Origin of the sequence: Paenibacillus spongiae, from assembly GCF_024734895.1 — a bacterium.
Lineage (GTDB): Bacteria > Bacillota > Bacilli > Paenibacillales > Paenibacillaceae > Paenibacillus_Z > Paenibacillus_Z spongiae.
Genome location: NZ_CP091430.1, coordinates 849,957 through 861,620, shown reverse-complemented (window position 1 = coordinate 861,620; position 11,664 = coordinate 849,957). Strand labels below are relative to the sequence as shown.

11 protein-coding genes are annotated in these 11,664 nt (G+C 47.1%); 1 reads left to right on the top strand and 10 read right to left on the bottom strand.

The genetic code is table 11. The features are described from left to right. Positions 1-31 precede the first annotated feature (31 nt). From L1F29_RS03745 to L1F29_RS03735, 3 genes are all read right to left on the bottom strand, one after another. Entirely contained in the window at positions 32-2,062 is a 2,031-nt protein-coding gene (locus tag L1F29_RS03745) for a family 2 glycosyl transferase (protein WP_258387049.1), read from the bottom strand. A gap of 360 nt (positions 2,063-2,422) precedes the next feature. Then, positions 2,423-3,076 (bottom strand): M48 family metallopeptidase, encoded by a 654-nt coding sequence (locus L1F29_RS03740; RefSeq protein ID WP_258389600.1) that lies wholly within the window; start codon positions 3,074-3,076, stop codon positions 2,423-2,425. 72 nt (positions 3,077-3,148) lie between these two features. Continuing rightward, positions 3,149-3,904 (bottom strand): MBL fold metallo-hydrolase, encoded by a 756-nt coding sequence (locus L1F29_RS03735; RefSeq protein WP_258387048.1) that lies wholly within the window; start codon positions 3,902-3,904, stop codon positions 3,149-3,151. 118 nt (positions 3,905-4,022) lie between these two features. Here L1F29_RS03735 and L1F29_RS03730 point away from each other — a divergent pair, with 118 nt between their 5' ends. Beyond that, complete coding sequence (locus L1F29_RS03730) at positions 4,023-4,433, top strand: Lrp/AsnC family transcriptional regulator (RefSeq protein ID WP_258387047.1); 411 nt, start codon at positions 4,023-4,025, stop codon at positions 4,431-4,433. A 98-nt stretch (positions 4,434-4,531) separates the two neighbouring features. Here the strand turns inward: L1F29_RS03730 and L1F29_RS03725 are convergent, their stop codons facing one another. The 7 genes from L1F29_RS03725 to L1F29_RS03695 all read right to left on the bottom strand — a co-directional run bounded on the left by L1F29_RS03725 (position 4,532) and on the right by L1F29_RS03695 (position 11,438). Continuing rightward, complete coding sequence (locus L1F29_RS03725) at positions 4,532-5,254, bottom strand: ATP-binding cassette domain-containing protein (RefSeq protein ID WP_258387046.1); 723 nt, start codon at positions 5,252-5,254, stop codon at positions 4,532-4,534. Further along, on the bottom strand, positions 5,251-6,060 hold the full coding sequence (locus L1F29_RS03720; protein ID WP_258387045.1) for a hypothetical protein: 810 nt from the start codon (positions 6,058-6,060) through the stop codon (positions 5,251-5,253). The genes L1F29_RS03725 and L1F29_RS03720 overlap by 4 nt, the downstream gene beginning before the upstream one ends. Continuing rightward, entirely contained in the window at positions 6,053-6,604 is a 552-nt protein-coding gene (locus L1F29_RS03715; protein WP_258387044.1) for an RNA polymerase sigma factor, read from the bottom strand. Before L1F29_RS03715 ends, L1F29_RS03720 begins: the two co-directional genes overlap by 8 nt. A 26-nt stretch (positions 6,605-6,630) precedes the next feature. Further along, positions 6,631-7,311 carry a hypothetical protein gene (locus L1F29_RS03710; protein ID WP_258387043.1) on the bottom strand — a complete coding sequence of 227 codons (681 nt, stop codon included), beginning with the start codon at positions 7,309-7,311 and terminating at the stop codon, positions 6,631-6,633. Next, positions 7,308-9,431 carry an ABC transporter permease gene (locus tag L1F29_RS03705; RefSeq protein WP_258387042.1) on the bottom strand — a complete coding sequence of 708 codons (2,124 nt, stop codon included), beginning with the start codon at positions 9,429-9,431 and terminating at the stop codon, positions 7,308-7,310. Before L1F29_RS03705 ends, L1F29_RS03710 begins: the two co-directional genes overlap by 4 nt. Before the next feature lie 2 nt (positions 9,432-9,433). Further along, entirely contained in the window at positions 9,434-10,309 is an 876-nt protein-coding gene (locus L1F29_RS03700; RefSeq protein ID WP_258387041.1) for an ABC transporter ATP-binding protein, read from the bottom strand. A gap of 229 nt (positions 10,310-10,538) precedes the next feature. Next, positions 10,539-11,438 carry an aldo/keto reductase gene (locus tag L1F29_RS03695; RefSeq protein WP_258387040.1) on the bottom strand — a complete coding sequence of 300 codons (900 nt, stop codon included), beginning with the start codon at positions 11,436-11,438 and terminating at the stop codon, positions 10,539-10,541. Positions 11,439-11,664 lie beyond the last annotated feature (226 nt).

Sequence of the window (11,664 nt, the reverse complement as noted above, 5' to 3'; positions counted from 1 at the left end):
CTGCTCCTTATTGTCCCAGTTATTCACACGGTCAATCGAACCCCAAGAACCCTTGCTGCAGTATGAAATAGGAAGGCTTCAATCTTTCGTGGAATGTGGGATGCTCCCATTCCTTCCAGTCATATTCGGTCATGGTCAGATTCTGAGCGCCCTTTGTCATGCCCTGCTTGATATGCTCCACCCCAAAGCTCATGCCCTTCACCTTTAATTCCGTTATTTTTCCGCGGGCGTACATATCGTCGATGACATATTTCTTGGAGGGGTCCATAACGTTGAGCAGCTGCCATGGAATTCTAATTTCCACTTTCCCATTGTTATGGTAGAAGTCGCTTAAGGAATTAAAGTCAGGGCTGTCCGGATTCGCGATCCCGTATTTGAGAAGTCCTGTTTCATATCCGGTAAACGGAACTTCTGTATTGAGCCCGGGAACGACGAATTGTTTATTCAAGCCAAGCCTGATCGGGTTAAACACCCCTGTATTCTTCTTATGAAATGACGGTACGGCGTCAATCAGATCGGTTTGAACCGCATAGCGGAAATAGTAATTATCGTAATAGGCATCGACCAGAACGCGGGAATCGTTCGGCCCGTGAATTTTCACGACGAAGTCCGCATCCTTGCCGAACGTTGCTCCATATTGCGGGAAGCCCTTATTCCCCTGACCGTCTATCGTATCGATCGGGATTAATATGGTGTCCTTCTCAAAGTCGTAATTCTCCGCATCTACCATCAGATATACATAGCCTTCGTCGTTCTTGACATATAACTTGAGCTTATCGTCTTCATAAAGCGGCGTATCGTCTTTCCAATCCTCAAACTCGCCATCGATATAGCTGACGGTTCTCTCGCTTCCGGGATCAAACGCCAATAGGCCGAAATGCTGCTCATTCGTCTGGGTATTCTGCCAGTATGGACGCGAGTCCGGCATATCCAGATCATTGTTATTCCACGTTCGCTTAAACCATTCATCCTGCCACGAAAAGACGATCCCTCCGGCCAGCTCGGCAGCGTGTATATCTTTCATCATGCTTACCAGCATTTCGCCTTGCGTGCGTTCATCGATGAACCCTTGATTGAAGCCCGTTATTCGGTTTTCATGCGCCTTGCCGCGTGAAGCCGGAATACCGAATTCCGATATCACCACAGGCATCGAATGGAATTGTTTAATCTCCTCTAAATAGGCCAAGTAGGGGTTTAGTTTCCCATCCTTATCTTTATATGTAATGTAGTCCGTCTGATAGCTGAACGTATCGGGATAATAGGGATAAACATGATAAGAGGCGAACATGCCGGGCTTATAGCTATCGCGCCATTTGATATGTTCTACGTTAACTTCGACCAGATCTTCGTTCTTATAGGGCTCATTCGGATGCTTCAATGGATCTGTCGTTACCCAATTCGAGAACGCAACCGGACTCTGCATGTTGTATGTGGACGTTTCATAGTCGATAAGCTTGTCTCCCACTTCAGCAAGAAATGCCTCGAAAGGCGATGCACCCTCCGTATAAAGGTATTTGCCGTTATAGTTGCTGCGCTGAGGGTTGTTCGTATTCGTGTTTACGACAAGAGAGGGTTCCCACTCTAAGCCTAGAATCCATCCGATGACATACTTGGACACATCCGAAGTATAGTTACCGTCTGCATGTCCTTTATTAACGGGCAAATAGTTGTTCCCATGCAAAATATCAATGATATCCGTAGTGGTCGCAATCATATCGTTTAGAATTTTGTCATCATTGCCAAACGAATCATCGATAGTTATAATGTCGGTCTCATCGATCCAAACCCCATGGAAAATATAAATAGGTTTCTTGCCCTTTTCTTCAGCATTTCGATTGAAATCATAGAGAGCATTATAGAATTGAGGTCGTTGTATCGTGTAAACTCTGATTGTGTTTGCATTCATTTCGGAGATATAACCAAACCATCTATAATATTCATCATAGGTAATCGCAACTTCTCCCGGGAAAGCTCCCGGTTTGCCGGCACCCAAATTGACGCCCTTCACAAAAACTTTATTCCACTGGCCATTCTCCAAAACATAAAAAGCATTCTTATCCACCTTGCTTACATAATCTAAAGTATTCTTTACGGTAGTTGTCGAATTTTCACCTGATTTGTCTATTTTTGGTAAAATAAACAGTATAGAAATGGTTATTATTAGAAAAAATATTACTATAGAACCAATAACAAGCCTCATTTTACCTATTTTCATCTTCTATCCGCCTCCCCGCGCAACATTATACGCATTGATTTGCAATAATGTCCAATTATATAATGCAACAATCTTCTCCATTATACGACAAATAAGATAGCTGCCATATATAAGTTATTGAGTAATTTTCAACAAAAAAAGGAACGTATTAGATACGTCCCTTACAGAGGTCTCCACAAATCCTTCGGCTGCATCCCAACCTTCTTCTCAAAGCGTCATCGCCTGTCCATACCTGGCCAGATACGCTTCCTTCTCTTTATAATCCGGCATGATGCTTCCGACTCGTCTCCAGAAGGAGCGATCATGATTCATATGAAGCAGATGGCACAGCTCATGGATGATCACGTAATCGATAACTTCAATGGGCGCCATGGCAAGACGATAGTTGAAGGTTAGTTTCTTATCCGAGCTGCAGCTTCCCCACTTGGTTGCCGACTCCACGATCTCAATGGACTTGGGTTTAACTTTCAGTTGAACTTGATAGCGGCTGATCCGTTCCCCGATCATTTTCTTGCAGCTTGCGAAATAGAACCGCTTGAGATTGCGCTTGAGCTCCTCTTCATTCAAATCGCCGGTCTCGATTAACTCATGCAGGAAATACTCTTTCCCCAGATGAAGGAACTTCCCTTGATCCTGATACTCTTTTGTCTTCGTTGTTTCTCGCGCCTTCGCAAGGAGCTGCAATTTCTCCAGTATCCATTTGCCGTGATGCTCCACGGCTCTTGCAATCGTCTCTTCGCTTGTGCCGTTGGGGGCTTTAATCGTTATGAAACCTGATACATCGATATGGATTGAAATCTTCGTGGTATTCCCATATTGAACATTACAATCGATGTTGTTATTTTCAAACTCAATTTTCATCATGACCATCGTTTCTGTAAGGTTATTTCTGACTTTACTCCATCCCATCAGATATTACCCTTCCATTATAACTCAACGAACGATGGTCTCTCCATCGGCAGGAACCAATATGTTCGCCGTAAGCCCCTTCTCTTGAATAAAGCCGGTCAATTCCTGTCTTGTCAGCAAGCAATGATTGAGCGACTCCATATGGGATACGATAATCGTGGATTCGGGAGCTTCCCTATACGTCCGATAGATGTCTTCTTTATTCATTGTAATGGGATCGCCCTGCAGAAACTGCGCTGAGCCTCCGTTTACAAGAATTACTTCAGGATGATGAAGATGAATCGCTTCTGCAACATCATCGCACCATATGGTATCGCCTGCAAGGTATAGCGTCTTCTCCTCCGGATGTGTAAAGACCACTCCCGAAACTTCGCCCATTCGTTCTCCGATCTCGCCTTTGCCGTGCTTGCCGCTTGTACGGCTCAGACAGACATCGCCTATTCGGGTTATCTGATTGAAGGCTTGTACGTTATGGAACCCTTCCTTCCTGATTGCTTCGGCGTCTATATCCGACTGGGCGATCATGACCGTATCCTTGGGAATGGCCTGGATCGCAGCCGCATCGAAATGGTCCGGGTGCAAGTGCGTCACGATGACCGCATCGGCCTGAATGATTTCCTCGACGGGAACCGGCAAATCGACAGTCGGATTGCTAACTTGATAGAGCGTATTGGGAAAGGGCGGATAGGCCCCCTTGGCCGCTAAGAATGGATCGATTAGAAACGTTATGTCCCCATAATTCAAAACGATTGTCGCATTGCGTATTTGTCTGATCTTCACGATGAATACCTCCTTTTCTAACCTTCTTCAATAGGATAATATTATTAAAGAAATTGGGGCATATATAAAATCACGAAAAACGACAGAATCACTTGAATAATGAAGGAGGTTTTCATTCATGCTGGATCATACCGATAAACGAATTCTAGAAGAACTCAAACATAATGCTAGAATTTCAATGAAGGGACTGGGAGAAAAAATTCACATGACCGGTCAGGCGACGGCCAATCGGGTGCTTAAATTAGAGGAAGACGGCGTGATTGAAGGCTATACGATTAATCTGAATCACATGAAAACGGGATACCCCGTCCATTCTTTTATTAATATTTTTACGATCAGCTTCGACCACAAGCCCTTCTTGTCTTTCGTCGAAATGCAGCACCAGTATGTCGTGAATAATTTCAAAATTAGCGGAGAGGGTTGTTATCTTATGGAATGCAGGTTTCCGTCTAATGAAGAGCTCGACAGATTTCTAAGCGAATTAAACCGATATGTCAATTATAAACTTTCCCTCGTTATTAGTAAGTAGAATTTCGCAGCTTAATTTCGGCAGATAAGCCTGGAGGCTTCAAGCGACATCACTGCCTCAGCGGATCAACGTTGGTCGGATGAAAAATTCCTTTCTCGTCATAAATCACCAAACCTCTCCAAGACGTTATCCACCTCGTCCACCCCGCCGCAATATCGTAATGTCCCCTCATCGATATAGACTAGGCTATTGTTCTCCGACCGCTCGATTTCTTCCAGCAAATGCGTACTTATGATAATAACGCTATGAAAAGCCAGCCGATTAAGGGCATGTTTAAAAAATGACTTCTCGTGATTGTCCAGGCCTTCAAACGGTTCATCCAGAATACAAATCCGCGGCTGATTCAGAAGCGCTTGGATCAAGCCTACACTTTGCAATTGCCCCCCGGACAGCGTCCGCAGCTTTCTTCTTCGCAGCTCATGCAAACCGCTCTCCTGCAGCCACTTCTCTATGGAAGATTTCACAAGGCGATATGGGATTCCTTTATGATAGGCGATGTAGGTTAAATACCGCTCTATTGTCATATCCGAATGACCTCTAAAGTGCTGGGGCATGAATCCGATCATCGTTCTAATTTCCTCGACGCTTAGCTGCTTCCGATACATCCCTGCTTGATCATCTCTTATTAATTGGGTGTAGATAATGTTACCTTGATCAGGCCTGGCTGCAGTGGCAATGAGCTTTAGGAGCGAGCTCTTGCCCGCTCCGTTTCTTCCGACAACATACGTGATTCCCGTCGTAAACGTACATGTCGCATCGTTTATGAGTTTGGTCGTCCCTTGTGAATACGCTACATCGTTTAATGCGATCCTTAAGCTCATCCGAAGTCCCTCTTTGCTCCATTCTTGTACAGCAAGGTGCTTAGCAGCAGGCAGGAAAGCCCCAGTATGCCGGCATTCATCCATAAGAAATGCTCATCCCCGGGCAGCTGGAACATCGAAGCCGCTTTGTATCCCTCATCGAGCAGCATTTGACTAAACCACACGAACAGCGTAAGCATAACGCCACGTTTAGGTCCAAGCCACATCGCGCTTATAAACCCGGTTACGCCAAAGAAGAAAACCGGCATAACGGAGCCTACTATTGACAACACTGAACTTTCTTTTCCCAGAATAACGATCGTTAGAGGCAGCGTGATCACGACTTGCAAAACCATGATGAGGATAAACCGGACAAACATTTGATGAATCAGGGAATAATAGCTTAACTGTTCGATGATGTCGTTCCCTTTGTTTTTCGAGCGGAAGGCGTAGCCCATCACGGCAATCATCACGAGCGAAATCCACTTCATCCATGCCAGCAGACCGGTCATTTCATTCTGCGCGCTGACATTAATCATAACGGTTAATAGAAGCATGACGATTCCCGTCAGCAGCCAGCTTCTCACCCCATAGAAATTCCATTGGGACAAAAACAAATTCGCAAGCTTCGAAGATGAGGGCTCGGCGGCTTGGACCGTCTCCAGTTCAGCTCGCAAATCCGCCGGTTTCATCTCATCCGTCTCTTTGATCCTTGCCAGCAGTTGGAACGTGTTCTCTGTCGTCGGTTGGGGGGACGTATAACGGTCAAACCGGTTCTTCCATTCCTTTTCTAAGCGCGATAACTCCTGGTCTTGGTCTTCACACATTTGCCCCCACCCCTTTAGGTTCATCTTCTCTTAAGATGCCTTCCAAATATTTTAATCCGCGCGCAATTCGGCCTTTAACGGTATTAATGGGGATATCCAAGGTCAACGCAATCTCCGCATATTTCAAATCCTGATAAAACCGCAAATAAAGGACGGAACGATGTTCGAAGGATAATTGATTCAAGGAATCGATCATCCACCTGCGTTCCAGCTGGCGGTCGATAATGTGATGGATTTGCCCCTCTTCTTCTACGTCCCGATCCGTACAATGCTCCCGCTTCGTGGAGGCCTTCTTCCAGTAATCTTTGCAGCTGTTCGTAGCTATTTTGTACATCCATGGCTTGAACTTTTCCGGAACGTAGCCTTTCTTCCCTTGCTGATAAATTTTAAGAAAGGTCTCCTGCACGATGTCCTCCGCCAGCTTCTCGTCCTGCAGCAATCGATAGGCATAACCGTACAAAAGTCTATGGTACCGGAAAACAAGCGTGTCCAGAGCCGAGTCATGGCCGTTTGACAGCTGGCTCATATAGTCTTCATCCTGCATTCCCGTACCCCCCTTCCCTGCCATTCTCATACGGACTTCCGGTTAAAATGTAAGATCGCTAACACGATTAACAGCAGGCCCAAGCCGATATAACACAAGCGATTATAGAGGATCCAAAGATCAGGGCTGCCAGCCAACAGGTTACCGTTCAAATATTCATGCACGCCAGGCAGCTCTAACAAATTCGGTCTGTAAACCTGCAAGGACGCTGCATGATTTAATGATATAATCCATACGACCAATCCCGCAAATAATCCGCCAAGAGAATGTCTTCCAATGACGACAGCAAGGACGACGATTCCTCCTGCCCCCATATAAACGGGAATCGAAAACAACAGTGCCTTCCATACCAAACTGCCTGCAAAGGGCGTCAACCCGGTCGTGACCAGGCACAATAAACCGGTAAAGAGAAGCGAGGCCAGCAGCACCCTCTCCGCAATGAGCTTCCATCTGGCAATCGGATACGTTATCAATTGGCCAGCGAATTTGGAGTCAAAGTCAATGGAGAAGCACCATTGCAATATGAATACATAGACGAGCATCGCTGCTTGTTCATAGAACATACTCGTGAAGGAAGCGGGCCTGTACGATAAAGTCACGTAGATGACATACGCCGCGGCTGGAAGCAGCAGCATGAGGATAATAGCAGGCAGCGACGTGAACCAAAGCTTCAACCAAAGTCGCAATCGAATGGAAAATCCGCTCATTGGCTTATTTCTCCTTCATACCTTTCCAATTCAGCTTCCAGGTTGAATTTGGCTTTATCCTCAAGCCCCTCGTATTGGGTAAACACATACTTAACCACTTTCCGGAACTCTTCGTCGCCGATCTCATCATAGCGATTCAGCCGATCGATTCGTTTACCCACTTCTGCAGGCATTTCAGATGACCAACCTAATGAAGCATACCACTCGCCAAAATATTTATAGCCCGTCTCCAACCGTGCATGCTTCATCAGTTCCCATGTTATAGCGCGCTGCAGCACCTGCACATCCTCGCCAAATGATGCATTGTCATGGATAAGATCATTTGCCAAAGCATAAACCATAACCGATGGGTCCACATACTTAATGTCATAAAAGCTCCATGCGGTAAATTCATGGCTGGGTGTAGCTTGTGTCAGATCACTATGATCGTCATCCAACATATAGATCACGTCAGGCGCCACTGGAACCTCCAGCCATTCTTCCAAATAACTCCAATAGCTCTGATAGATTTCAACCGTTGTTCGGGCACCGTCCAATATTTCGGGATGCCCCACGATCCTGGTTTGATCGACCGTAACCTCCGCAAGATTGCCGCCGATCAGAGATAATCCATATTGGGATATTCCCCTATAGGAGCCGTCCGGTTCACGCGGTATCGTGAGTGCCATAGGAAGATCGTCTTCTTCGCCCTTAATGGTAACGGCAAATTCAGTCGGGTGATCCTCGACCAGTCCTCCGTTCTCAACTTCAAAGTTTACATACCTCTCATCAACCCTGCCAGAAACGCTTCTGGCCAAATAACGTTCGCCTATTAACGGATACCAGCCCGATTCCTTGGGAAGGTAGATCCGATCGGATTCAATAAAGGCATGCTGCAGCAAGCCATCGGCACGATATTGCTTCATGTCCCCCTCGTAATTCAATGTCAAGTCGAGTCTTTCCTTGGGTTTCATGCCGTCTTGAACGTGAATGCGAATAAAATCATTCTCGCGTGAACACGTTATCTTCGCATCGCTTGAGCAGTCCGTTACCTTTAACTGGCGCTGCAAGGTGAGGGAAATATCGTTGACCGGCGCATCTCCGTTATACGTGACGGACAGCTTGCTTTCGACCTTGATCCGATTATCGGACGACAGCTGTACATCCAGCTGGGTACGGTCCATCGAGAAGGCATAGTTCGGCCGATCTGCTCCAGCGACACGGTTCTTCGCGTATGCCTCCTCTGTTAACGCGTATTGTTCGCCCATATCGATAAATTGTTCAAGCGCACTATTGTATTGCGTATACCGGATTCCGCCTAGGATGACAACAGGAACCATTAGAGCGATCACCAGCGTCAACAGCGAGCGCTTCTCTCTTCTCAGCCTGCGATGGGGATGAAATAGCAGGATCGCCGCGAATATTACAATTGCGCCTAGCAAGAGTACAGCTGCCTGATGGAGCATGGCCTCCTCGAACACGCCGTTGATCCCCCATATGCTTTCATAGGGAGTCGCGATATACATGGAATCATACGGCGTGAGCAGATTTAGCCTTGGATTGACGAATGCAAACCCGTAGCTGTTAGCTTGAAGCATGAAGACGACGCCAAGCAAGGCTGTCATGCCGATATAGGACAACATATTTTTCATCCACACACCCAGCAGAAATCCGAGGGATATGATTATAAAGAAAGCACCCTCGATTTGAACAAAAACATAGAAGAGGTGGTTTAGCCATTCCTCCATTTCCATGCGGCCGTTCAAAAACCATATCCCCTGAACAAGCAGCGTCATCACGGTGAAGCAAAGACCGTACGTTTGGGCAACCAGCCATTTTCCCAATATCCATTCCGTATTGTTCACCTTATAGGTGACGACTAAGCATTCAAACTCGCTCTCGCGATCCTTCCCAGCCATATAGACGGCATACAAGCCCACCAGCAATAAATTCACCATCGTCATCCATTGGAAGTTGTTATAGAAAACAGCAGCAATCTCTTCATAATGAACCGATTGAGTCTCATAAGAGAAAATAATGTAGCCCCAGCAGATGAGTAAAAGAACAAATGGGATCGCCAAAAAAGGGTTGCGGTACTGCAAACGGCTTTCATTGCGATAGATGAGTTTGATTCTGCTCATGTTCATGAGGACACCCCGTTAATCACGGCCATATATCCATCCTCTATTGTCGGCTGTACGGCCTTGGCATGAATATGCGGCGGCTCCTTCGCGATCACTCGAAAGACGGCGTGGTTCATTTCTCTTCTGCTGGAAATAAACGATAGCTCCTTCGCGAATTTGTCATATTCGGCGTACGGCACTTGAAACTCCCACACGCCATCTACCGCTTTCTGCGCCAAGCCTTCGGTCGTCCCTTGGTATAACAGGTTGCCCTTATTCAAGACCGCCACTTTCCCGCAGCTGGATTCAATATCGCTGATAATGTGGGTGGATAGGATGACAGTATGATTCTCGCCCAGCTGTTCGATCACGTTGCGGAACCGAATGCGTTCGGAGGGATCCAGCCCGGCAGTCGGCTCATCCAGAATGATGAATCGGGGTTCCCCGAGCAGCGCTTGCGCGATTCCAAGCCGCCTGATCATGCCTCCCGAATAGCTTTTTATTTTCTTATCGGCCTGCGGCAGAAGATTGACTTCTTCCAACAAACGTTCCACTTGGCTGGATCTTGTAAGGTGATCCGTCATCCCTTTCATCGAACCTACATAATGCAGAAACTCTCTGCCCGTGAATTGCACAGGCACATGAAAGTGCTGCGGCAAATATCCGAGCAATCCCCGTACCTGATCGCCATCCTTCGCCAAATCCAAGCCATAGATCATCACACGCCCTTCTTCATAGGGGAGGATCGTGCTAAGGATTTTCATCAGCGTCGTCTTGCCTGCGCCATTCGGTCCAAGAAGACCGAATACGCCCGTTCCCATTTCCAGATGAATATTCGTCAGCGCCGGAACGCTTCGATACGTCTTGTTTAATCCGTCTATCATAACCGTGCTCATATGCTGCTCACCCCAATAATCAATTTGCTCATCTTTACACGAGCAGGGGGAGGGAATTGTTCCATGGCATAAAAAAAAAGACTCCAGCCCGTGGTTGGCGTGAGTCTCGATAGGTTCAGGAGTTGCGCAGCAGCAGACTCCGTCCGCTTGTTTTAAGCAAGTCGGATATCGTCATCCTTGCAGCGCATCCGTATCCTCAATGATCACAGCGTCGACTTTTCGCAGTCCTTCATACGATGTCCAACGGCATTCTTCTCGTAGGTGGGAAGAAAACCCCATCCAGCCGGTTCAAATCCTCATTCGTCAATTCGATTAAAGCAGCGGCGGCATTCTCGAGAACATGCTGCTCCGTCGAAGCTTTCGGAATGGCGATCACGTCACCGTTACGAATGCACCAAGCTAACAACAATTGAAACGGATTGGAACGATGACGATGGGCGATTTCGCTGACTACCGGGTGCGTAACGAGCCCCGCTCTCAAGGCACCTGCCTGAGCCAATGGGCTATAAGCCATGAGAGGCAGATGATGCTCTCTCATCCAAGGCAGTAAATCATATTCGATGCCGCGGGAGCCCAGATGGTAAAGGACCTGATTGGTCGTGCAATGAGTCCCATCAGGCAAGCGGAACAACTCCTTCATATCCGCCGTATCCAGGTTGGAGACTCCCCACCGCATGATTTTCCCCTCTTCGACCAGTTTCTCCATGCCTTCGATCGTCTCGCTTAGCGGCACGCCGCCTCGCCAGTGAAGCAGATAAAGATCAAGTCGGTCGGTCTTCAGCCTTCTTAAGCTTTCCTCGCAGCTTTTGCCGATTTGACTTCGTCCTGCATGATGCGGGTACACCTTGGATACTAAGAACACTTCGTCCCTGATCCCTTCGATCGCTTCCCCGACCAAGGACTCGGACCGTCCATTACCGTACATCTCCGCCGTATCGATCAGGTTCATCCCGAGCTCCACCCCGAACCTCAACGCAGAGATTTCTTCTTGGGCGGTGGACGGGTTATCTCCGATATTCCAAGTCCCTTGACCCAATCTTGGCAGCAAAGCCTCGTCCGGAAGCTTCACCCTATGCTCGTTCAGGCTCTTCTGTATTCGGTCTATAGCTTTCCGCTCGATTGTCGCCATTCTCTCATTCCTTTACACGTAGAATCCTTTCGTTTATGAAAACTGCTTTTCACGGAGAAAGCTGCTCTTCGTCATCAAGATTGTAACCGAAAAGCGGGATATATACCACGATTGCCATCTATCCCGGAATGATCGACACGCAAATGCAAGCTGAGATTCGTTCTACAAGCGAGAAAACTTTGCTTACGTGGATCAATTCATTCAGATCGCCCAAGAAGGAAAATGA